Origin of the sequence: Candidatus Nitrotoga sp. M5 (assembly GCF_927904885.1) — a bacterium.
Classification (GTDB): domain Bacteria; phylum Pseudomonadota; class Gammaproteobacteria; order Burkholderiales; family Gallionellaceae; genus Nitrotoga.
The window spans coordinates 37,507-59,330 of record NZ_CAKMNW010000019.1 but is presented as its reverse complement, the minus strand read 5'-3'; the positions used below and the strand labels follow the sequence as shown (position 1 = coordinate 59,330).

Below are 21,824 nucleotides of genomic sequence, written 5' to 3'. Positions count from 1 at the left end.
CAGCTCGCTGAAAGAATCGACAAACGACAAGCGTTGAGGGGAGAAGGATGAAGCTACGAATGATTTCAGTGGCGGGCGCCGCGATTCTGGCCCTGGCAAGCACGGGACTGCAGGCGGAAACCAAACTGACCATCGCCATGGTCAACAACGGCGACATGATCCGGATGCAGAGGCTCTCGGAGGCGTTCGAGAAAGCCAATCCCGAGATCAAACTCGACTGGGTCGTGCTGGAAGAGAACGTGCTACGCCAGCGCGTCACCACCGACATTGCGACCAAAGGTGGGCAGTTCGACGTACTGTCAATTGGCACCTACGAGGCTCCCATCTGGGCCAAGCGAGGGTGGCTTGTGACACTCGACGGTTTGCCGGCAGACTACGACGTCGAGGATATCCTGCCGCCGATCCGCCAGGGCCTGTCGTTCAAGGGAAAGATGTACGCCGTGCCGTTCTATGGCGAGTCTTCATTCACCATGTACCGCACCGATCTGTTCAAGAAAGCCGGGCTCGATATGCCCGAGAAGCCCACGTGGGATTTCATCAAGGACGCTGCCCGCAAGCTGACCGACAAAAGCAATGAGGTTTATGGCATTTGCCTGCGTGGCAAGCCAGGCTGGGGGGAGAACATGGCCTTCCTGACTGCCATGGCCAACTCCTACGGTGCTCGCTGGTTCGATATGAACTGGAAACCTCAGTTCGACGGTGAAGCCTGGAAGGCGACGATCACCGACTACGTCGAGCTGATGAACGAAGTCGGCCCGCCAGACGCGTCGGCCAAGGGCTACAAAGAAAACCTGGCCCTGTTCCGGGCAGGCAAGTGCGCGATCTGGATTGACGCGACTGCGGCTGGGCAGTTTGTGACCAATGCGGACTCTGATGTGGCCAACAGTGTGGGTTTCGCGCTCGCACCGGACAAGGGCCTGGGCAAGAGCGCAAACTGGCTCTGGGCCTGGGCGCTGGCAATTCCCGAGAGTTCCCACAACAAAGATGCGGCGAAGAAGTTCGTGGCCTGGGCCACCTCGAAGCACTACCTGGAACTGGTCGCGACGAAGGACGGCTGGCCGAACGTGCCTCCGGGCACCCGCAGGTCGCTCTATGAGAACCGGGCGTATCTCGACGCGGCGCCCTTTGCCAGGACAACGCTCGCGTCGATCCTGGCAGCCGATCCGAACCATCCGACCGTCGAACCCGTGCCCTATACCGGAATTCAGTTTGTCGCGATTCCGGAGTTCCAGAGCATCGGCACCGCGGTGGGTAACAGGTTCGCAGCGGCGCTGTCGGGAACGATCCCGATCGATGAAGCGCTTGGCAACGCCCAGTGGGTGACTGGGAAGGTCATAGAGCGCGCCCGCTTCCTCCAAGGTCATTCCGCTCTATGAACCCCCCGCGATCCGCCGCTAAGCTCACTCGGCATGTCCGGCTGCGGACGGTGGGCGATAGTCGACCGCCTATTGCTTCTGCAGACAAATTTCCCGTTGATTGGAATGACGTAAGACACAGTAGTAGGGGAGCGAAAAATGACCAATAAAGCTTTCGATCCAGGACAGTCCATAGCCGATATGGACGACGAGCAGCTTCCGATCCCACCGCATAAGCTGCATGGCTGGGGGCGCTTTGCCGGCCTGTATGCCGCCGAACACGTTGCCGCGACGGAATTCGTGATCGGCGCCACCTTTGTGGCACTGGGTGCGGGGATATGGGACATTCTCATCGGTCTGCTGATCGGCAACACGCTGGCCATCCTGAGCTTCTGGCTGATCACCGCGCCGATCGCGGTCGATACCCGGCTGAGCCTCTACACCTATTTGAACCGCATTGCCGGCGACTCGATGTCGCGCCTCTACAACGTGGCCAATGTCTTGATCTTCGGCGTCATATCGGCGGCCATGATCACCGTGTCGGCAACGGCTGTCAGAGCATTGTTCGATATTCCCCCACAGGTGCATCCGTATCCGACGAGTGTGCTGTTCGTCATCGTGGCTATCGCGGTTGCGGTCATCGTGGTTCTGGTTGCGGTCTTCGGGTTCAATGCGGTCACCGAATTTGCCAGCATCTGCGCACCATGGCTGATGGTGATGTTCATCGTCGGCGGCATGGTTCTGCTTCCCGCGCTCTCGGAATTCATCACTGGCTACACCACCCTGACCAGCTTTTCCGATTTCGTGCAGATAGCCGGAGCAACCGTCTGGACGGGCCTGAACGCCGAGGGAAAACCGGGCATCGGGATGCTCGAGGTTGCCGGCTTCGCGTGGGCCGCGAACACCTTCTCTCACTTCGGGCTGATCGACATGGCGCTGCTCCGCTATGCCAAGAAGAAAAGTTATGGTCTCGCGACCAGTACGGGCATGATGTTCGGACACTACGTGGCCTGGATTTCAGCGGGACTCATGGGCGCGGCGACCGCGGCGATGACGAAATCCAGCATCATGGTGGTCGATCCGGGCGAAGTGGCCTTCTATGCCCTGGGCGCATCGGGGTTTGTGATCGTGGTCGTTGCCGGGTGGACAACCGCCAATGCGAACCTTTACCGCGCCGGTCTAGCCGCGCAGGCCGTATTTCCCGACGTGCCCAGGACGAAGGTAACCTTGCTCGTTGGACTGGCGGTCGTGGTCGCGAGTGCCTTTCCATTCATTTACCAAAGCATGCTCCCCCTCTTGACCTATGCCGGCCTCATTCTCGTGCCGGTGGGCGGTATCGTCTTCGCCGAACACCATATCTTCCCGAGAATCGGATTTACCCGCTATTGGGCTCGTTTCAAGGGCTTGCAGTACAGCGTCCCGGCGATCGGCACATGGGCGGTCTCGCTGGTTTTTGGTTTTGGTCTGGGCGCGCTCAACATCATTCCGTTCTACTACCTGTTCCTGCCGACCTGGTTCGTCTCGATCGCCGCCTATATCGTGCTGGCGAAGAAATACGGTGCTGCTGAAAGCTATCCCGAGGGCGAGCAGGCGGAACGGGTGTTCCAGGAGAGAGTCGCCGAATTTCATGCGCAACAAGCCGCAACGGAGAGTCACGAGCCCGTCAATGACGCCTCCATTCTTTCCAAAGTGATCAAGGCGATCTACATCATCATTGGCCTGGCAGTTCCATTCGTTCTTGCCTGGAGGGTTCTGTTCCACAGCCCTGACATCTATGTCTACTATGTCAATCTGGAGCGGTTCTACGACGTTAGCATCTGGTGCACGGTGATCTACTTTGTCTTCGCCTACTGGGATTTGAAGCGTTCTAAGGCACTGCAAAGAGCTGCGGTGCGGGGGGCGTCAGAGCCCGCAGTTTAAGGACGCGTGACCACAGCGACCGGGATGGGGTGATACCACGCCCCTCAATGTCGACGCTGGCACCTGGATGCGTTGAGGACGAATGGTTTAAGGAGAGGGGTATGAAGAATGAGTAATGGTTTTACAGTGGCGGGAATCGGCGAGTTGCTTTGGGATGTGTTTCCAGAGCACAAGCGTCTCGGCGGCGCCCCGGCCAATTTTGCGTTCCATTGCTACCAGCTCGGCGCGAAGGCCTATCCAGTAAGCTGCGTGGGGACCGATGAACTGGGACTGGGCATTCGCGACAAGCTGCGGGAAATGGGGGTGGATGCCAGCTATGTCCTGGAAAGCGACACGTTCCCTACCGGAACTGTGCAGGTGACGCTGAACGAAGAGGGCAAACCTTCCTATCGGATTTTCGAGAATGTGGCATGGGATCATATTGCTTTTACCGGCGGGCTCAAGGCGCTGGCGGCGACCCTGGATGCGGTGTGTTTTGGATCGCTTTCGCAGCGCTCACCGGTTTCGCGCGAAACCATCCACACGTTCTTGCGGCACATGCCGGAGGCGGCGCTGAAGATTTTCGACGTGAATTTGCGACAGTCTTTTTTTTCGAAGGAGCAAGTCGACGCCTCGCTACGCCTCGCTTCGATTTTGAAGCTCAGCGACGAAGAGCTTCCAGTGCTGGCCGGCTACTTCGGCCTGCGCGGCAATGTAATGGATCAGCTCAACGAGTTGCGTGAACGGTTTGACCTGAGGCTGGTAGCCTACACGCGCGGTCCGGACGGAAGCGTGCTTGTAGGGGGCGCTGAAGTAGATGACACCCCGGGAGTGGAGGGGCTTGCGGTGGACTCGGTCGGAGCCGGGGATTCATTCACGGCGTCGCTCTGCATGGGCGTGCTGAAGGGCTGGCCGCTGAGCACGGTGAATGTGTTTGCGAACCGGGTCGCCTCGTTTGTCTGCTCGCAGAAGGGTGCAACCCCGGTCCTGCCCGAACATCTGAAGAAATTGTGAGCAACAAAGAAAAGTAATAGAATAAAATTGATGTTCTGGATCGCGGACATGGCGGTTTGCGAAGCCAACCGGGACAATTTCTACCAGTACGCCTTCATCTCCGCCCACTGGGTGATGCATCAGGCCAAAGCGCTCAACAAACAGCTGGAGAAAATAGCGATAAGGTTCATAGGGAGTTTGTCATGACGGAACTCGTTCAACTCAAGCAGGAAAACCTTCACCTCCTCACCGACGAAATCGCTCGTCCATCCTATGACCGGAGCAAAGTCAAAGCCGGCATCGTCCATATCGGCGTCGGCGGATTCCACCGATCACACGAAGCGTATTACACCGATGCGCTGATGAACGAGTCCGAGGCGTCCGACTGGGGCATCTGCGGCGTGGGTCTGCGAGAGGCCGACCGCAAAATCGGGGATATTCTGAAAGCGCAGGACTATCTCTACACGTTGATCGTGAAGCATCCCCAAGGAAAGGTCGAAACCTGCGTCATCGGCTCCCTGATCGATTTCAAGCTGGGCTGCGACGATCCCGGCGCCGTCATCGACAAGATGGCCAGCGCGGACACCAAGATCGTTTCGCTGACCATCACCGAGGGGGGCTACAACTTCAACCCCGCTACGGGCGAGTTCGATTTCGGCGATGCCGATGTGCGGCATGATCTGGAACATCCCGAGACCCCGAAGACGGTGTTTGGCTATCTGACCGCTGCGCTCAAGAAACGCCGCGCCCAGGGGCTCCCGGCCGTCACCATTCAGTCATGCGACAACATCCAGCACAACGGCAACCTGACGCGCAAGATGGTGCTGGCATTCGCGGGCAGGCAGGATCCCGAGCTCGCGCGGTGGATCGAGAGCGACGTGTGCTTCCCCAATGCCATGGTGGACCGGATCACGCCCGTAACAACGCCGGAGGATATCGCGTACCTCCGTAGCGAAGTGGGATTGAATGACCAATGGCCGGTCACCTGCGAACCGTTCACCCAATGGGTCATCGAAGACAGTTTCTCCAACGGCCGGCCCGCGTGGGAAAAGGTCGGCGCGCAGTTTGTTCCCGACGTCACGCCGTACGAGAAAATGAAACTACGGTTGCTCAACGCTGGGCATTCCGTCCTCGGGTTGCTTGGGTCGATTCACGGACACAAAACCATCGATGGCTGCGTGGCCGATCCGCTGTTTGCGACCTATCTGCGCCGGTTCATGGATGTGGAGGCGACCCCGGTGCTCGACCCGGTGGAAGGAATCGATCTGGACGCTTACAAGGACAGTCTGATCGAGCGGTTCGGCAACCCGAACATCAAGGACAGCCTGGCGCGAATCTGCCTGGAAAGTTCCGCCAAGCTGCCGGTATTCCTGGTCCCGACGATCACCGCAAATCTGGAGCGCGGCGGCAGCATCAAATATGCCACCCTGGTCATCGCCGCATGGTGTTTCTATAGCGACAAGGGCGTCGACCGGCACGGCGCGCGGCTCGATATTATCGATGCAATGAAAGACGAACTGCATCAAGCTGCGAAGAGAACCCCAGATGACACGCTGTCATTTCTTAAACTCGAACCCGTTTTTGGCAATCTCATCCACAACAAACAATTCACCGCGTTGTATACGGAAATTATTCAAGCTCTCTACGAAAACCACGACATCTCGCTTCGAATGAGAAAGCTCCTGTAAGGCATCAACATTACTTGTCGAGATAAGAGAAAGTCAAACTCGCTAATGGCAAGTCGGCATCGGCTGTAGCGTTCTCGTCGCCGCAACCTGACTGCCCCGAGTCGTTCACGATGCTCGATCCAATCGCGAGATTCGCGGCACTTCCGCAACGAGGGATACAATCATGCTTAAGTTCAAACGTCGACAGCTGCTGCAAGTCAGTGCTACTGTTCTGGCCACTCGCACACTGATTGCAACCGTAACTGCCTGTATCGCGACAATGCGGTTACCATTTAGACCTGACCGGATTGAGCCACGCGAAAAAAAACGATGACCCAAGAAGCTGCCGTGGCTAACAGTGCCCCGGCAAGTTGCGAGAGACTTCATTTCTACTCAGCGAGCCCTTAACCGAGTGACATGAGGGGCAGTACCGAATGCCACTAAGTTAAGCCCTTTTAGCAAGGTTTGACTCTTGGTAAATCCGCGCCAATACTGGCTTAAGTTGTTGCTTTAGCTATGCTAAGCTCCATTAACTTAGTGGCATTCGGCACTGAAGCCTTTCAATCTTCATTTCCTAACACCCATGCGAAGAACTTGAGACTTGCACGGTCCCTACTTCTCAGGCAACACGGAATTTTAATCGTCGGCTTTGAAGCACCACCCACGCAACTTTTTCAATTCCGCTTTATACCCGGCATAGGGTGTCCGCATTCCCTTATGCTCTTGTTTCAAGATCCTTCTCGCGATCTTGCACTCAAGCGTTTTCCGCCGTAGCCAAGGCGTACCACTGCTTTCCAAGTTGAAATCGCTAATTTCATTTTCAAGAATCTGCAAATGACCGTCTATTCGACTTTTGATCCATTTAAGACAGGATTCCAAGCGCTTTCCCCGGATGTTTTTACATTTGCGTATGACCATCTTAGCGATTTTCGGGTCTGTATTGCCAAGAGGAATAACTTTTCCTTTGTCGTCGAGCGCGACCGCGATCTCATGATTTTCAAAGGCCTCATACAAATCTTGGGAGAAAAATCGAATAATCGGCTTACCTTCAAATTCATTGAACTCTTCGTCGTTAAAGTTAAACAGCTTTACGCGCTCTAACGAGTCTTCATCGCACAAATAATGAGACCTTAAAGTCCGTCGAATGCCTTCTAGTTTTCTAATTTGTTCTCTAGATTCCCCCTTGAGCGTGATCCGGCTCAATCGTTTACCTAAAGGCTTATGGCGTTCACACCAACTAATTGGAACAACAGGTAGGGTGATTTCAACGCGCCTGTTATTCGCGCGGTTGGCTTGGGCTTCCTTTGATATACTGGTCGGCATGTTATTAAAAAGCGGCTCGTGATTGGCTCGCCCGCCATAAACTATAGTCACATCGGTACCGTCGAGTGGGTTGCAAACAGCAGTTTGGGCTGCTCCATCGCAGATTCCGGTCTCTCCTAATCCAACTGTGTCCTCGCTTACTATTTTGCTTCTGATTTTTTTCCCGGAAAAATACCCTTCAGGCGCACTGAGGAATTTCTGTAAATGTTCTGCTGCTGCTTTACCGCGGGCCACTGACCGCGGACAATATTTATCTTCGGGGGTATCTTTCCAGGTAGAAGCGTGACCTACAATACGCACACACCGTTTCACCTTAAATTCTTTTTCCTCAAGCCGGCGAAGTATCTGCGCTGTTATCAATTCAAATTGATCGCTCTGCTCAGTGGTCAACGTCGTATTGTCGCCTACCATGAAATTTGGAAGCACCCAATACTCATCCTCAAACTCCCCAGTGTCGTCTGCCCTGACCGCACTCGACAAGATCACTGTGAAAATGATGGCCCATACCACCCTGGCGACCAATAAAGCTCTGTACTGAAATATTATCGACATATTCAATAGTTCCAATGTACTACCCTGCCAATTTATGGCCACAACACGTCGTAGGTCGTGAGCATTATTATGCAAGCGAGTTCAGTCTAGAAAATGGCTAAATTACGGCAAAGGCACATTTTTTACTACAGATGAAGCTCAGTCAAGCCAATTTCTGCCGCGCTATTCTCAGCAGGTTTGTCGCAACAATTATTTAAAGAAAACTGCCCCGAATATCACTAAATAAATTTCAATATAACTTAAGTCATTATTGGCGCGGGTTCAACAATAGTCTAACCTTGCTAGCAAGGCACTAAATTAGTGCCACTCAGTACTGCCCCTTTTTTTCTGCTCGTCTAGGTTTTGGTGTTTATGATCAAAATGGGTATTTTTAAAAAATGAAATGGGTTTATAAAAAATCAATCTGGCCGACTCAATAACGCGCAGCTGATTGAGACGTTAGCTGACAAAAGAGGGGTTACACATAAGCGAACGAAAAAGCTCAACTCCCGTATTTACAGTTAAGGATCTTCGTTCAATCCTTTGAGCCAGCAGAAGAATATCAGGATGATTATGTCGAGGAATAAAAACGTCACAAATCTCAAAAACATCGGTAAGAAAATTGCCGATCGATTGAATGAAGTAGGGATATTTTCCGCAGACGATTTAAGGCGAGTGGGCGCTGTTGGCGCACATCGCATGATCAAGGAGAGGCATCCTGATGAAACATTGCCGGTTTGTTACTATCTATATTCATTTGAAGGGGCTTTGACTGACAAACATTGGGATGAAATCGGTGAACATAGAAAACAGCAGCTTAAGGCACAAATCGGCTAACAAGGCGCTGCACCAGACGGCAATTCCGCTACGCTTTATTGCCGCTGCCGAGCTTTGACGTCAGGTGTAATGGTGTCATCGAAAACTATTTACCTTGCAGCAGCAGATGCACTTTTATTTACCCATATTCTATTCGTGGCTTTCGTCACTATCGGTCTTTTGCTAATTTTGGCTGGCAGATTTCTTTCATGGTCATGGGTAAGAAACCCTTGGTTTCGAATGATCCACCTGACCGGTATTGTGGTTGTTGTTCTTCAATCATGGCTAGGTTTGATCTGTCCGCTGACAATATGGGAAATGGAATTCCGCTCAAAGGCTGGTGATGTTGTGTATACAGGTTCTTTTATCTCACATTGGCTAGGGGAGCTTTTGTACTTTGAAGCGCCAGCTTGGGTCTTTATAGTTTGCTACACCACATTTGGCTTGTTGGTTCTTCTGAGCTGGTTTTGGGTTCGCCCTTTTCCATTTGCCAGGGTGAATAATGGTGAAAAAACCTAAGGAGTCAGATTAAATTGCAGCTCGCTTCGCCATCAAAATCTAATCTGTCTCGTTAGACTTCGCCTTCACTTTTTTTTCGGCATTCGTAATGCAATATTGGTCCTTTTTTTTCTTTATCGTATTCAAGATATAGAATATCTAAAGTCATTGTCTTTTTATGGTATGAGCGAGTTACTCCAGGAAAAATATCCTGGTGAGCCGCAACATTGTTTACCATATAATCTATGGCATCATTTCTATTTGCAGTATATTTTCCATGATAGATAAGATTAAATTCGTTTTCACAAAGCAATTGGGTTTTGTTAGTTGCTGGAATAAATGGCGATGAACTAACCCTGTATGGGATTAAGGCGATATTGGAAAGCTTGCTAATAATATTGTTTTTAATTTCTTTATTATCCTGTGTTGCAGATGCTTCAATTAGCTGTACGGCAATATTCGACACTTCCATTGCCACTTCTTTCTTATCTTCTGGAAGCCTTTGAATTATTTCATTAGTATTTTTTTGTATGTTCCTACCAATGGAATCTATATTGCTTGAATCAATATTCTGAATACCGCTATTGGGGTCGCCAACAATGTTGCCGGAAACGTTACCCGCACCCGAATTGATAGTCTGATTAGCTGGTTCTCCGTTTAAGGGGGAACAAGCTACAACGAAACTACATATTGATGCTATTGAGCCAAGCAAAGCTATTTTCTGCATGATTGATAACTCCATAAATAATTTGATCATTGTTTCAGTTGCTATGCTCAACAGTGATTAGAGATATAATTTTTTAGGTTTATATCACACTCCACTTTTCATTGGGTTAAAGCGCGGCAGATTGGACTGAATGAAATGAAGCCCAACATTTCATCGATCACCTTAATGATCTATTTCATCACTTATTTAACCAGCTAAATTATGTTTACAAATTTTTATACCATAAGTAAAAACATGATTGCCTTAACCAAGTGCTATGAGAGTTTGATCCGAATGCAACTAAGTTAAGGGACTTAAGCATAACTAAAACAATAGCTGAAATAGGCAGTAACAAGTTTGGGTTGTTTATTTAGTCTCTGCTGTACTGGAAAAATTCCACTAAGGGTTATCTCAAAGAGATCCATGCTTACTTTTTCAAAGCGTTACGCGTAATTTGAGCCTTTGCAGCCGCAACAACTTGAGCAGGCTCAAAGCCGAAGTGCTGCTCGACGATCTTGGTCGGTGCAGACAGCCCGAATGTGCGCAGACCAAGGATGATTCCATCGAAGCCGGTATAGCGTTCCCAGCCAAAAGTGGATGCCTCCTCGACTGCAACGCGCGCAGTAATCGCGGGCGGTAGCACACTGTCGCGGTATTCCCGATTTTGGTTTTCGAACAACTCCCATGACGGCATACTGATTACGCGTGCTTTAACCCCTTCAGATTTCAGTTGCTCATAAGCAGAAACACAGAGTGAGACTTCGCTACCGGTAGCCAGCAGCAGTACGTCGGGCTTGTGGTCTGGAGCATCAGCCAGCACATAAGCACCGCGTTTTAAACCATCCGCAAGTGCATAAGTGGTGCGATCCAGAGTGACGATTGCTTGACGAGTCAGCACGAGGCAAACCGGACTATCCTTGAGTTGCATAATGACACGCCACGCTTCGACGACTTCATTGGCATCCGCCGGCCGTAATACAATCATGCCGGGCATTGCGCGCAAAGAAGCAAGATGCTCAATTGGCTGGTGCGTCGGCCCATCTTCCCCCAAGCTAATCGAATCATGGGTCCAGATATAAATGACAGGAATTTGCATCATTGCGCTCAGCCGAATTGCCGCACGGCAATAGTCCGTAAAAATGAAAAAACTGGCAGCGTAGGGGCGCAGTTTTGACAAGCTCATGCCACTGGCAATGGCGCACATCGCATGCTCTCGCACGCCAAAATGAAAGTTGCGTCCGCTGTAATTACCCCCTTCATGGTCATCTTGGCTGGGCGCTAGAAAACTGCCAAAGAATTCGTCTTTTAATTCTGTTTTTGTCGAAGGTGCAAGATCTGCTGCGCCGCCAAGCAACCACGGGATTTTTCCGGCAATCGCATTTAACACCTTGCCCGATGATTCACGCGTTGCGATACCTTTTGGGTCAGCCGGAAACGTGGATAGCACGCTATCCCAGTTTTCAGGCAGGCCACGCAATTGCATGCAGTCGATCTGTCTTGCCAGATCGGGATATTGCATGCGGTAAGTCGCAAACAACTGCTCCCAGGCGGCATGGGTGGTTGCTCCGCGACTGCCAAGCTGTGCCTTGAAATGTGCCAAAACACCCTTAGGCACATAAAATTGTGAGTCAGGGTCCCAGCCATAAAATTCTTTCGCCAGTCTTACTTCTTCGGTTCCTAGCGCCTCGCCGTGAGCTTCTCGCCGATCCTGCTTGTGCGGCGCCCCATAGCCGATGTGAGATTGCACAATAATTAGCGTGGGGCGGTCATGAGTGGCAAGGAAGGTTTCATAGGCATGAGTGAGTAATGTCAGGTCGTTCGCATCACTGACGTGCAGAGTAAGCCAACCGTAAGCCGCAAATCGGGCTGCCACATCTTCGGTAAAGGTTATGTCGGTCGATCCTTCGATCGAGATGTTATTGTCGTCGTAGATCCAGCACAGGTTGGCCAATTTAAGGTGTCCTGCCAGCGACGCCGCTTCACTGCTGATTCCTTCCATCATGTCGCCGTCGCTGCATAGCGCATAGACGTTATGTTCGAACAGTTCGAAAGTGGGACGGTTATAAGTAGCAGCAAGCCAACGTTCGGCAATCGCCATGCCGACGCTAACCGCAACGCCCTGTCCGAGCGGACCAGTAGTGGTTTCCACGCCGGAGGTCCATCCGTACTCGGGGTGTCCGGTGCAGCGGCTCTCGGCCTGGCGAAAATTTTTTAGGTCATCGAGTGTCACAGCAAGCCGATCTGTCCGTTCGTAACTCGGACTGATTGCCTTGACTCCGGATAAATACAGCAGGCTGTAGAGCAATGCCGAGGCGTGGCCGGCGGAAAGAACGAAGCGGTCTCGGTTTGGCCACTCGGCATCTTCTGGGTCGTATCGCAGAAAACGCTGCCACAGACAGTAAGCTGTTGGGGCTGCACCCATCGGCGTACCCGGATGGCCTGATCGTGCCTTTTGCACGGAATCGATGGAAAGTGTACGAATGGTGTTGATGCAAAGCTGGTCGAGTTGAGTTTGTTTGATCATGGCTTACTCCATATTCAACGACTTTTACAGCGTTCAATTGCAATGAGCATAATTGTCACAGGATAGTAAGTGACAGGTAACTCTCGAGGCCTTCGTTACATGATCCGCGCAGGGCAATGTGCAGAAGGCTTAACTACCTTTTGTCAACATATCACTTTTTGATTTGATGCAAGCCATCAGGTCGCCCCAAGAATTGGAGAAAGCTTCGATGCCTTCGCGCTGAAGGTCGGCGGCTAGTGTTTCGTCGTTAATACCTTCTTCCGTGAATTCGTCGAGTACGCTTTCGGCATAGCCGCCATCAACCGGCAGGGCGTCATTCACTGTGCCATATTCGGCAAAAGCCAGTAGCGTCTTCTCGGGTATGGTATTGATGGTGTCCGGTGCTGCTAGGGCTTCGACGTAAAGGATGTCAGATGCAGCAGGGTCTTTGGTGCCGGTGCTGGCCCAGAGCAGACGTTGCGGTCGGGCTCCGGAATGGGCCAGCTTCTGCCAACGCGGTGATGCGAGCAAGTCGCGATAGGCTTTGTAGGTGCGCATGGCAATTGCAATACCTAGTCGATTGTTTAATCCAGGCTGAATTTTTTCTTTGATAGCGACATCCCAGCGGCTGACAAAAAGTGAGGCTACGGAATTAACGACAGGATCAAGGCCGTTGGCGATGCGTCTTTCTATACCGCGCATATATGCTTCAGCTGCTGCGATGTATTGCTCACGTGAGAACAGCAACGTGACATTGATTGGTACGCCCGCAAAAATGGCCTTTTCAATCGCTGGGATTCCTGCACGAGTGCCTGGAATCTTGATGAAAAGATTGGGACGATTTGCTTGCGCATGGAGCTGTATCGCTGCATTGACGGTGCCGGTCGTGTCTCCGGCCAGCAAAGGAGAAACTTCCAGCGATACCCATCCATCAACCCCGCCAGTGGCATCGTGAATCGGACGAAAAAGATCGGCCGCCTGGGTTAAATCTTCCAGGGCCAGCTCAAAAAACAGTGCCTCGTCTGTTTTACCCGCTAGTGTTTTTTTCCGGATTGACTCATCATAGAATGCGCCTTTATTTATGGCTTTATCAAAAATCGTGGGGTTAGAAGTGAGTCCCGTTACAGATAATTCGTCAATATAGCGACGTAATGTGCCGCTGGTCAGAAGATCGCGAGTGATGTTGTCGAGCCAAAGTCGCTGACCAAGATTATGTAGCTGTTGTGTAGGCTTCATGGTTTCTCCTGTGATGTATGATTGTATTGATCGCACCGAGCAATGCGAGGCAATATAAAGTGTCAGATCGCCAATGTATTGCACCGTTTATGTCAGTTGGCGCGCAAAAGACTTGCTTGGAGTCGAAAGTAAGCTTTGTGCCGAGAACTTACAAAGCAGTTCCATACTGCCCTTGGCTTTGATCGCCAAGCTCATCCTCAATATCAGCTCTGATGCTGTCGTGATGAGGCAGTGAGGCCAAGCCCAAAAATCAAATTAACTCGTCCACAGAGATCAGTTTTCTGCCTGCCCTGGCATGGGATTTAACCAACCTCCGTCTGCTGCGATCAGTTCATCAGACTGTTTCGGACCCCAGCTGCCTAATTGGTAGGGGAGTACGGAGTGATGTTCTTTAAGAACTGGCTCTACCACCGCCCAAGCGGACTCAATCGCGTCCTCGCGGGTAAACAACGTGCCGTCGCCGGCCATGGCATCTGTCAGGAGCCGCGAATAGGGTGTTTCTTCTTTCTGACTTTTACAATGCAAATCAAGTTCGTGCTGATTACCGACGAATCCCTTGCCTGCGCTTTTAACGCGAGCAGCAAGGCCTATTGCGAAACCAGGAGAGAGCCGAAAGCGCAGATAGTTGGCTCGATCATTTGTCGGGGCTGAATCGTTGAACAATTGTTGTGGCGGTGGTTTTAGCTGGACCAGCACTTCTGCCGCCGTTGCAGCCAAAAATTTGCCGGATCGCAGGTACCACGGTACACCCGCCCAACGCCACGAATCAATGAACAACCGCAGAGAACAGAAAGTTTCAACGTCTGAGTCCTTCGCCACACGTGGCTCCTTTCGGTAACCAACATACTGGCCGCGCACCAAGTCGTCGGGCTTTAGAGGGCGCATGGCTTTAAAGACTTTTGCTTTCTCAATGTGTACGGCTTCAAAACCTTGGTAGGCCGGGGGCTCCATTGCAAGCAGTGCAACGACTTGAAACAGGTGATTCTGAATGACATCGCGCAGACATCCAGCACTTTCGTAAAATTCACCACGACCCTCCACGCCAAAGTCTTCGGCTAGCGTTATCTGCACACTAGCCACATTGTTGCGATTCCAGATTGGTTCCAGGAAAGAATTGGCGAAGCGAAAATAAAGGATATTCATGATCGCCTCTTTTCCAAGGTAGTGGTCGATCAGAAATATTGAATCTTCTGGAAAGACTGATGTTGCAATTGCGCTAAGCTTATTCGCAGATTCCAGATCACGGCCGAACGGCTTTTCCACAATGACGCGTGCATTCTCAGCCAGGCCAGCTGTACCGAGTCCTTTTATGACTACCGCGAATAGCGAGGGTGGAATGGCCAGGTAATGGGTTGGACGTTTGGCGGACCCCAGCGCCGACTTGATAGCTTTGTACGTGGCCGGATCGTTATAGTCACCCACTACGTAGTTGAGCAGAGAGAGAAGATGGCTAAGAGCTTGCTTATCATCTATTTTGCCAGATTTTTTTATACTCTCTGCTGCCCGTTTTCGGATTTGTGCCAGACTCAATTTCGAGGATGCGACGCCGACCACTGGTGTATTCAGGACACCAAGCTTCGCCATTGCATAGAGAGCCGGAAATATTTTTTTGTAAACGAGATCACCTGTCATACCGAATAAAACCAACGCATCAGATGGATTCGGGATGTTCTTTTTCTCAGTCACCTCAATTTTTTCTTTTCTTTTTGCCATGTCGATCAAATTGCGTTGTTGTTGAGAAAGTGAAGCAAGCCTGTTGGCATTTGCCATTAGTTCCAGCGTAAAAAAAAAGCACACAGTGCTGATTGTATTGCTTTATTTATATAAGTTTTTACGTTAAATTAGCTCATTCGCTCAATGTAATTTATATGATGAGTGTGGTATCAGGCAAACGATTTTAATTGGGCTTTAGTATCGGCATCTTCGATACTGTCTGGACGCTACAGAGGGCGTTCTATTCCCAGCCCTGACGAGTGACGCCTGCTGTTACGCGCTGGATCATACTGCCTTTCTATTGTCATTGAATATTTAAAGGACTTAACTCCTCTAGTTGTACAATATTTTAAAAATTATGATACTGCGCGAAGCGTGAGTCATATTGCTATACAACTGAAGTCGTTAGGCCAATGCACCATACTCATCTGGAGGATATAGTTAAATGAAAATCTCGTATTTAGTTTTTGGTATTGCGTTATGTCAATTTTTTACTGGGTGTGCTCAGCATCAGTGGCAAAGACCAGGCAGTACTCAACTTGAGTTAAACCAAGATAACTACGAGTGCCAAGCTGAGGCGGCCATGATTTATCCGACACAAATTGTTCAACAACAACCATCTTCTGGTCCATCAACCACAAGCTGCTCCGGCAGCAAGACGACTTACGAAAGCGCAGGAAACACCCACGACGACAGTCAAACTAACTGCACCACAAAGACTGGTCGGCGAGCCTCAGGTGTTACTTCAACCAAAGATGTAAATAAACACAACAGAAACAAATTAGCCAAACAATGTATGTACGCTCGAGGCTGGGAGCGTATCCGCGTCAAGTAAATATCCTCTACATTTATTTACAATATTTTGTTTTTATTGAAAGTCCTCTCTAATCAAATAAATTTTGGTCGAATTCGATTTGATTTGACGAACTGACTTCATCTCAGAGCCAGAAATTGCAGGATGGCTCGTCTTCGCTTATGGGCAGCTCTAAAATCCAATTTTGCGAGCTGCCGCTTTGCGGCTCGCCTGCTTACCCCGTCTCGTCAAAATATTGCGTTACTCTTAGCTTGAATTTTGACTCGCGCCTTGTCTTGCATAGAAAATTAAATTTTTAGATGCGCCCCTATATCTACTCAACCAGCCTTTGCTCGTTATCTATCGCAGTAATAAACGGAAAGGGCAACTTTGCGCATTGCAATATGTGTTACTGCAAGTCCTCCTCTCTAGCGGGTAATAACCGAGCTTTTTTTTCCTATGTCTCTTCAGCGGTTAAATAGCTATCGAAGTACACCGCATGACATGTATAGCCACCTGGATTATTAACCAAATAGTCTTGATGATAGTCTTCAGCTATCCAGAAAAGTTCGAGTGGTTCAAGAGTAGTAACCACAGGATTAGACCAACGTTTAGATTTATCAACAATGCCAATCATTTCTTTAGCGATCGCTTTTTCTTCATCATTAGCAAAAAAAATAGCTGATCGATACGAAGGGCCGCGGTCGTTACCTTGTTGGTTAACCGTCGTTGGATTGTGAATCTGAAAGAAGAAATCGAGCAATTTCTTGTAGTTTGTTTGAGTTGGATCGTACGTGATTTCAACCGCCTCGGCATGATCGGAATGGTTATGATAGGTCGGGTTTTTATTCTGGCCGCCAGTGTAGCCGACTTCAGTATCGACAACTCCTGGCTGCTTTCGAATAAGGTCTTCTAATCCCCAAAAACAACCTCCCGCTAGAACTGCTTTTTTGTGTGTAGGCATAGTTATGTACCGTTAGTGAGCTACCGCTATGTGGCTTTGTGGTCAAGACAAATACCGTTGATGCAGTAGCGATCGTGTCGACCCAAATCTCGCTCGCCATCTTTGTTACGGTCTGGCCCGTCCGGAAAAACATGTCCAAGGTGTGCATTGCAGCTTGCACACTGTACTTCAGTGCGGCGCATACCGTGGCTGTTATCGCTGATAAGTTTCACTGCATCTTTACTGATCGGATCAGTGAATGACGGCCATCCTGTGCCTGACTCAAATTTAGTGTCTCCACTAAAAAGTGCTGCATTGCATACAGCACAGCGAAACACACCTTCTTTGTCTGCATGCAATAAGTCGCTGGAGCCGGATGGCTCTGTACCTCCTTGTCGAGCAACTCTGTACAGCTCAGGATTGTCTTTTTTTAGCTGTTCGTCTGTTTTCATATTGATTTATCTTATGCTAATGAAAATTAAAGTATAGCAAAGCTGTTAAGCACTTGCCGCATAAGCTTTTGTTTGCCTTTTTTTGAAGCTGCTTCATCAAAAATCAGGAGCATGGTAGCTGTCCCCTGGCTATCATGTGTATGTATTGTGCGCATACTAAGTGTGACAGCCTGATGTGTAAAGATGTCGACAATCGATTTAGGGGTGCATTTTTTCACTGTCAGCAGGGCGCTCGATAAAACTTCGCTGCAAAAATGCATGATTACAAAATCTGCCCGCGCTCAGCTCATTTTTTGCTACGATTCTTTAAGTCCGCCAGGCTGCCAGGAAAAATAATGTTAAACATGGATTTTTCAAAATATGTAGTAATCAATACAGCTAAAGTGCCTTGGGTTAATAGTCCTATGCCGGGTGTCGAACGTAAACCTCTTGCTAGGGAAAATGCAGAACATGGCCATGCGACCAGTATTGTTCGTTATATGCCTGGGGCCAACTTTAGCAGCCATAACCATCCAAAGGGTGAGGAAATTTTTGTTCTGGAGGGGATTTTTTCTGATGAAACAGGTGACTATCCCGCGGGTACTTACTTTAGAAATCCAGAAGGATTTAGCCACGCGCCATTCAGTAAAGCGGGTTGTGTAATATTCGTTAAACTATATCAGTTTCAACAGGGTGATGATCAGCGAGTCTGTATCGATACAAATAAATCGCTTTGGCAACCAGGAGTTGGTGGATTGCAGGTCATGCCACTCCACCAATTTGGTACTGAATCAGTGGCACTAGTTAAATGGCCAGCGGGAGAACATTTTCAGCCACATACTCATTTTGGCGGAGAGGAAATTTATGTAATTAGCGGGGAGTTTATCGATGAACATGGACGATATCCAACAGGGACATGGCTCAGAAGCCCTCATTTGAGTCAGCACGATCCTTATGTTGAAAAAGAGACTGTAATTTTTGTTAAGGTAGGACATCTGTGATTAAGAATATTTCGAGTCTTCATAGGTTCGGTAGGCCTGGCTGAATGCAATGAAGCCCAACATCTTACGGCTCTCCTTAACTATCTACGTTGTCATCCATTTGACCAGCCTAATTGTATTTAGAGTAATTTTAATAACATTCGCCTTAATCAAGTGTGATGAGAGTTTGACCATGTAGAAATGCCGCGACATAGGGTATGAAGCGCGCTAAAATTACTTCGTTAGTTTGGAATGGAGAGCAGATCATGAACACGCATCTATTACAGCATAGGCATTGTTGGGCAGGTCGAACTGGTTGAGCTATATGGGACAGTATCACTCGTGCTGCCGCGCCATCATTGCCCTAAGCGGAAAGAGCAAAGCTTGACCGCATCCACGCGGGTCACCTTGCCTACCCCGATGATTCCGTCCCAAGGAGTAAAGGTTGCTGCTCTTGCCAAAATCAGGTAAGGAACCTGTCTATCCATTCTGGAGAATTTCATTTGTTGGATATTCAATACTAGAAAGAAGCAGTGTAGATATGTACATCAGACTGAACAAAATGTTTCGGACAAACAAATGACAGCAAGTGTACGTGCCATAAATGAAGCGGTAGGGTTAATTGTGTCGCTTAATCCTGTGTGTGGTATCTTGCAGGCTAACTTAGCCTACGCACCCTGAGATGCCATGAGCCTGTTTTCCTTGATCGCTGCTTTGTTGCTGGAACAATTACACCCGCTTACTTCGCGCAAATCCTTGTTCGTCTGGCTAACAGACTATGTCAATTTTTTTCAGCGTCACTTAAACGCTGGTGAGCATAAGCATGGCAAGATTGCTTGGCTACTTGCGGTGTTATTACCGTTATGCGGTACATTTGCGCTGTATTGGTTGTCGACCCTTCTCTATTATCCGGTTTTCGCCTGGGCATTCTGTGTGCTGGTGCTGTACCTTACCATGGGTTTCCGCCAGTTTAGTCATTACTACAATGACATTCATCAAGCGCTACTTGATAATGATTTGGACAAAGCGCGTAGCATCCTTTCCACATGGCGTGAAATGCCATGTGATGAACTTAATGACAAGGAAGTTGCGCGGGTCGCTATCGAAGAAGGACTGCTGGCCTCGCATCGTCATGTGTTCGGTGTAATAGTGTGGTTTGTGATTACAATGGCACTTGGGCTGGGGCCAATCGGCGCAATATTGTATCGTATGGCACAGTTCATTTATACGAGTTGGGATAAGCAGAATGACGCCGAACTCAGCGAATTCAGCGCGTTCGCGCGACAAGCCTATCATTGGATAGAATGGCTTCCACAGCGTCTTACTGCTATGGTTTTTGCTATTGTCGGCGATTTTGAAGGCACCCTTTATTGCTGGCGCACACAGGCAAAAACTTGGCCTGATCCAGAAGCGGGCGTTGTGTTGGCAAGTGGCGCAGGCGCACTTGGCGTAAGACTTGGATCGCCAATTTCGCAGGGAAATTTGCCGCTGGACCGTCCCGAGTTGGGAACAGGGGATGAGGCTGACGAGGACTTCATGCAAAGCACTATAGGTTTGGTGTGGCGTGCACTGGTATTCTGGATCGCGTTGTTGTTCCTCCTGCAATTGGCGACGTTAGGGAGGATCTGACGTATCCGCTACACTGGCTCTTTTTGTGATAGATGTCACATAAGGGCGCCTCTACATCCAGTTTTGCGAAAAGCGGTTTTCCACTGTTTTAACAATAGAACAACTATTACCCTGCTAAATCGTCAAGTAGGGTAAGCAGGCATTTCACCGCAAGGTTAAAGCTCGCAAAATTATCCCTCGCTCAGCTCAATTTTAGCTTCAATTTTTGAGTCCGACAGACTATTAGAAGTTTGAATTTTAAAAGCACCCATAAGCTAAACACCCTCTCCTGTTTTTTCAAAGATGAAGGTCAACTCTTATTCTGGCTTATCTCCTGAAACAGCTTTAGTCTCCGTGTATTTATCTTTCCATTTTGTTCTGTTTCTTTTAGTGCGCAACCAGGTTCGTGCGTGTGACGACAATTATGGAAGCGACACTGGCCGAGAAATGCTGCAAATTCCACAAAGCCAGCTTCGATGGCACCAAAATCAAGATGGTGTAGCCCGAATGCTTGTACACCAGGACAGTCGATTAGGTGACTTTCCGTATTTAAGTGATAAAGACGTGCATGCGTGGTGGTATGTTTTCCTGAATTAAGTGCGGTAGATATTTCGCGTGTGGGTGCTTGTGCATCTGGCAGTAATGCATTGATCAGGGTAGATTTACCCATGCCAGATTGGCCTACCAATATGCTGGTGTGGTCTTGTAGAAAGGGACGCAGAGGGGCAGCGCTCTCTTGGGCACAAAGTTCAAGTATGCGGTAGCCGATGGCGCGGTAGGGCGCTAGTTGGGCACGAGCAATCGTTGCTGCTTCCAGTAAGTCACTCTTATTCAGCACTATTAGGGTTTCAAGTTGCTGGTCGTGCGCGGCGATGAGGCAGCGTGCCAGAAGTTCGTCGCTGAACGAAGGCCTACTGGCTACGACCACAATAATTTGTGTAATGTTGGCAGCAATGAGTTTCTGGCGGTAGGCGTCAGAACGGTACAGCAGGGTCTGCCGCGGCAGGATATGTTTTATCACCCCTTGCGCATCGCTTATACGCTGAATTTGTACGATATCACCACATGCCACTTCACTTTTTTTGCCATGTGTAAGACATGGCAGCAATTTTCCATCAGACAATTCAACCGTATATTGGCGGCTGAAGGCAGCGACTACTTGTCCTTGAATAGGTGAGTTCAAGCTTTAAAACAGGCATCCACCTTGGCGGCGCAGATGAAGTCATTTTCTGATAGACCCTGAATGGCATGCGTGGAAAACTCTACATGGCACTTGTTGTAACTAACGTTCAGATCGGGATGATGGTCTTCGCGGTGCGCAATCCATGCAACTGCATTTACGAATGCCATGGTCTGATAATAGTTTTTGAACTCGAAAATTTTACCGATAGTTTGATCGCGCTGCACCCAGCTATCCAGCTGCTTTAGCAGAGCGTTAATTTCATCTTGAGATAACGGTTGAACACCGCCTTCGCAAGGTTTGCATTTCTTAATTGCTAAATCACAGAGTGTTGTCATATCGCTTATTTGAATTTATAAAAATGCTTGTTGAGATAAGCTGCTAGGTCTAGTTTGTCCTGTGCGGAAAGAGCATCACTTACATTAAGACTGCATGCATTAATTTGTGCCTCTAGCTGCAGCGAATCTTTTACTTTGTGGCTGGGGCGCGTGAAGATGACATTGCCGTCGCCGCCCATTTTGGCGCTGTGGCAACTGTTGCATTGGTGTTTGTCGAACAGTTTCTTACCTGCTTCAGGTTGGCCATCGGCAAATGGTTTGGCTTGTACTGTACCGCACAGTAATAAAAATATAGCAAAAAAAATCTTCAT

21 protein-coding genes are annotated in these 21,824 nt (G+C 49.5%); 10 read left to right on the top strand and 11 right to left on the bottom strand.

The genetic code is table 11. From position 1 onward, the window contains the following. The first annotated feature begins 47 nt into the window (after window positions 1-47). From MJ770_RS05770 to MJ770_RS05750, 5 genes are all read left to right on the top strand, one after another. Entirely contained in the window at window positions 48-1,376 is a 1,329-nt protein-coding gene (locus MJ770_RS05770; protein WP_239250655.1) for an ABC transporter substrate-binding protein, read from the top strand. Window positions 1,377-1,514: 138 nt separating this feature from the next. Next, window positions 1,515-3,275: a purine-cytosine permease family protein gene (locus MJ770_RS05765; protein WP_239250654.1), complete on the top strand. Its 1,761-nt coding sequence runs from the start codon at window positions 1,515-1,517 to the stop codon at window positions 3,273-3,275. A 108-nt stretch (window positions 3,276-3,383) separates the two neighbouring features. Beyond that, complete coding sequence (locus tag MJ770_RS05760) at window positions 3,384-4,268, top strand: carbohydrate kinase family protein (protein ID WP_239250653.1); 885 nt, start codon at window positions 3,384-3,386, stop codon at window positions 4,266-4,268. 182 nt (window positions 4,269-4,450) lie between these two features. Further along, entirely contained in the window at window positions 4,451-5,935 is a 1,485-nt protein-coding gene (locus MJ770_RS05755; protein WP_239250652.1) for a mannitol dehydrogenase family protein, read from the top strand. Window positions 5,936-6,098: 163 nt separating this feature from the next. Continuing rightward, complete coding sequence (locus tag MJ770_RS05750; RefSeq protein WP_239250651.1) at window positions 6,099-6,248, top strand: hypothetical protein; 150 nt, start codon at window positions 6,099-6,101, stop codon at window positions 6,246-6,248. Window positions 6,249-6,550: 302 nt separating this feature from the next. Here the strand turns inward: MJ770_RS05750 and MJ770_RS05745 are convergent, their stop codons facing one another. Continuing rightward, a complete protein-coding gene (locus MJ770_RS05745; RefSeq protein ID WP_239250650.1) occupies window positions 6,551-7,789 on the bottom strand; it encodes a hypothetical protein in 1,239 nt (412 codons plus the stop codon). A gap of 552 nt (window positions 7,790-8,341) precedes the next feature. On the opposite strand from MJ770_RS05745, the gene MJ770_RS05740 reads away from it, so the two are divergent. Together MJ770_RS05740 and MJ770_RS05735 are read left to right on the top strand one after the other, a co-directional pair. Beyond that, entirely contained in the window at window positions 8,342-8,605 is a 264-nt protein-coding gene (locus tag MJ770_RS05740; protein WP_239250649.1) for a TfoX/Sxy family protein, read from the top strand. A 69-nt stretch (window positions 8,606-8,674) separates the two neighbouring features. Further along, on the top strand, window positions 8,675-9,103 hold the full coding sequence (locus MJ770_RS05735) for a DUF2784 domain-containing protein (protein WP_239250648.1): 429 nt from the start codon (window positions 8,675-8,677) through the stop codon (window positions 9,101-9,103). A gap of 52 nt (window positions 9,104-9,155) precedes the next feature. On the opposite strand, the gene MJ770_RS05730 is transcribed toward MJ770_RS05735, so the two are convergent. The 4 genes from MJ770_RS05730 to zwf form a co-directional block, all read right to left on the bottom strand. Further along, complete coding sequence (locus MJ770_RS05730) at window positions 9,156-9,809, bottom strand: hypothetical protein (protein ID WP_239250647.1); 654 nt, start codon at window positions 9,807-9,809, stop codon at window positions 9,156-9,158. 406 nt (window positions 9,810-10,215) lie between these two features. After that, complete coding sequence (tkt, locus tag MJ770_RS05725) at window positions 10,216-12,312, bottom strand: transketolase (protein ID WP_239250646.1); 2,097 nt, start codon at window positions 12,310-12,312, stop codon at window positions 10,216-10,218. A 129-nt stretch (window positions 12,313-12,441) separates the two neighbouring features. Then, window positions 12,442-13,527 (bottom strand): transaldolase, encoded by a 1,086-nt coding sequence (tal, locus tag MJ770_RS05720; protein WP_239250645.1) that lies wholly within the window; start codon window positions 13,525-13,527, stop codon window positions 12,442-12,444. Between the two features lie 273 nt (window positions 13,528-13,800). After that, window positions 13,801-15,297 carry a glucose-6-phosphate dehydrogenase gene (gene zwf / locus MJ770_RS05715; protein ID WP_320412217.1) on the bottom strand — a complete coding sequence of 499 codons (1,497 nt, stop codon included), beginning with the start codon at window positions 15,295-15,297 and terminating at the stop codon, window positions 13,801-13,803. A gap of 388 nt (window positions 15,298-15,685) precedes the next feature. On the opposite strand from zwf, the gene MJ770_RS05710 reads away from it, so the two are divergent. Then, window positions 15,686-16,075, top strand: coding sequence for a hypothetical protein (locus MJ770_RS05710; RefSeq protein ID WP_239250644.1), 390 nt, complete (start codon window positions 15,686-15,688; stop codon window positions 16,073-16,075). 415 nt (window positions 16,076-16,490) lie between these two features. Here the strand turns inward: MJ770_RS05710 and msrA are convergent, their stop codons facing one another. Continuing rightward, window positions 16,491-16,997: a peptide-methionine (S)-S-oxide reductase MsrA gene (gene msrA, locus MJ770_RS05705; RefSeq protein WP_239250643.1), complete on the bottom strand. Its 507-nt coding sequence runs from the start codon at window positions 16,995-16,997 to the stop codon at window positions 16,491-16,493. Window positions 16,998-17,023: 26 nt separating this feature from the next. After that, entirely contained in the window at window positions 17,024-17,428 is a 405-nt protein-coding gene (gene msrB, locus MJ770_RS05700; RefSeq protein WP_239250642.1) for a peptide-methionine (R)-S-oxide reductase MsrB, read from the bottom strand. A 335-nt stretch (window positions 17,429-17,763) separates the two neighbouring features. Between msrB and MJ770_RS05695 the strand changes: the two genes are divergently transcribed. Further along, complete coding sequence (locus tag MJ770_RS05695; protein ID WP_239250641.1) at window positions 17,764-18,408, top strand: cupin domain-containing protein; 645 nt, start codon at window positions 17,764-17,766, stop codon at window positions 18,406-18,408. Between the two features lie 335 nt (window positions 18,409-18,743). Here MJ770_RS05695 and MJ770_RS15400 read toward each other — a convergent pair whose 3' ends face one another. Then, window positions 18,744-18,875, bottom strand: a complete 132-nt coding sequence (locus MJ770_RS15400; protein WP_256448801.1) for a hypothetical protein — start codon at window positions 18,873-18,875, stop codon at window positions 18,744-18,746. Window positions 18,876-19,074: 199 nt separating this feature from the next. Between MJ770_RS15400 and MJ770_RS05690 the strand changes: the two genes are divergently transcribed. Beyond that, window positions 19,075-20,016 carry a CobD/CbiB family protein gene (locus MJ770_RS05690; RefSeq protein ID WP_239250640.1) on the top strand — a complete coding sequence of 314 codons (942 nt, stop codon included), beginning with the start codon at window positions 19,075-19,077 and terminating at the stop codon, window positions 20,014-20,016. A 289-nt stretch (window positions 20,017-20,305) separates the two neighbouring features. On the opposite strand, the gene rsgA is transcribed toward MJ770_RS05690, so the two are convergent. The 3 genes from rsgA to MJ770_RS05675 are packed head-to-tail and all read right to left on the bottom strand — an operon-like array spanning window position 20,306 to window position 21,824. After that, entirely contained in the window at window positions 20,306-21,178 is an 873-nt protein-coding gene (gene rsgA, locus MJ770_RS05685; protein ID WP_239250639.1) for a ribosome small subunit-dependent GTPase A, read from the bottom strand. Beyond that, entirely contained in the window at window positions 21,175-21,513 is a 339-nt protein-coding gene (locus MJ770_RS05680; protein WP_239250638.1) for a 4a-hydroxytetrahydrobiopterin dehydratase, read from the bottom strand. Before MJ770_RS05680 ends, rsgA begins: the two co-directional genes overlap by 4 nt. A gap of 5 nt (window positions 21,514-21,518) precedes the next feature. Next, window positions 21,519-21,824, bottom strand: coding sequence for a cytochrome c (locus tag MJ770_RS05675; RefSeq protein WP_239250637.1), 306 nt, complete (start codon window positions 21,822-21,824; stop codon window positions 21,519-21,521).

What these genes read in the sequence shown, in the direction of transcription:
- MJ770_RS05735 (WP_239250648.1), top strand. Translation starts at nt 8,675, where the DNA reads ATGGTGTCATCGAAAACTATTTACCTTGCAGCAGCAGATGCACTTTTA.
- MJ770_RS05690 (WP_239250640.1), top strand. Translation starts at nt 19,075, where the DNA reads ATGAGCCTGTTTTCCTTGATCGCTGCTTTGTTGCTGGAACAATTACAC.
- zwf (WP_320412217.1), bottom strand. Translation starts at nt 15,297, where the DNA reads ATGGCAAATGCCAACAGGCTTGCTTCACTTTCTCAACAACAACGCAAT.
- tal (WP_239250645.1), bottom strand. Translation starts at nt 13,527, where the DNA reads ATGAAGCCTACACAACAGCTACATAATCTTGGTCAGCGACTTTGGCTC.
- tkt (WP_239250646.1), bottom strand. Translation starts at nt 12,312, where the DNA reads ATGATCAAACAAACTCAACTCGACCAGCTTTGCATCAACACCATTCGT.
- MJ770_RS05755 (WP_239250652.1), top strand. Translation starts at nt 4,451, where the DNA reads ATGACGGAACTCGTTCAACTCAAGCAGGAAAACCTTCACCTCCTCACC.
- MJ770_RS05760 (WP_239250653.1), top strand. Translation starts at nt 3,384, where the DNA reads ATGAGTAATGGTTTTACAGTGGCGGGAATCGGCGAGTTGCTTTGGGAT.
- msrB (WP_239250642.1), bottom strand. Translation starts at nt 17,428, where the DNA reads ATGAAAACAGACGAACAGCTAAAAAAAGACAATCCTGAGCTGTACAGA.
- MJ770_RS05740 (WP_239250649.1), top strand. Translation starts at nt 8,342, where the DNA reads ATGTCGAGGAATAAAAACGTCACAAATCTCAAAAACATCGGTAAGAAA.
- MJ770_RS05750 (WP_239250651.1), top strand. Translation starts at nt 6,099, where the DNA reads ATGCTTAAGTTCAAACGTCGACAGCTGCTGCAAGTCAGTGCTACTGTT.
- MJ770_RS05680 (WP_239250638.1), bottom strand. Translation starts at nt 21,513, where the DNA reads ATGACAACACTCTGTGATTTAGCAATTAAGAAATGCAAACCTTGCGAA.
- MJ770_RS05675 (WP_239250637.1), bottom strand. Translation starts at nt 21,824, where the DNA reads ATGAAGATTTTTTTTGCTATATTTTTATTACTGTGCGGTACAGTACAA.
- MJ770_RS05695 (WP_239250641.1), top strand. Translation starts at nt 17,764, where the DNA reads ATGTTAAACATGGATTTTTCAAAATATGTAGTAATCAATACAGCTAAA.
- MJ770_RS05730 (WP_239250647.1), bottom strand. Translation starts at nt 9,809, where the DNA reads ATGCAGAAAATAGCTTTGCTTGGCTCAATAGCATCAATATGTAGTTTC.
- MJ770_RS05745 (WP_239250650.1), bottom strand. Translation starts at nt 7,789, where the DNA reads ATGTCGATAATATTTCAGTACAGAGCTTTATTGGTCGCCAGGGTGGTA.
- MJ770_RS15400 (WP_256448801.1), bottom strand. Translation starts at nt 18,875, where the DNA reads ATGGATAGACAGGTTCCTTACCTGATTTTGGCAAGAGCAGCAACCTTT.
- MJ770_RS05710 (WP_239250644.1), top strand. Translation starts at nt 15,686, where the DNA reads ATGAAAATCTCGTATTTAGTTTTTGGTATTGCGTTATGTCAATTTTTT.
- msrA (WP_239250643.1), bottom strand. Translation starts at nt 16,997, where the DNA reads ATGCCTACACACAAAAAAGCAGTTCTAGCGGGAGGTTGTTTTTGGGGA.
- MJ770_RS05770 (WP_239250655.1), top strand. Translation starts at nt 48, where the DNA reads ATGAAGCTACGAATGATTTCAGTGGCGGGCGCCGCGATTCTGGCCCTG.
- MJ770_RS05765 (WP_239250654.1), top strand. Translation starts at nt 1,515, where the DNA reads ATGACCAATAAAGCTTTCGATCCAGGACAGTCCATAGCCGATATGGAC.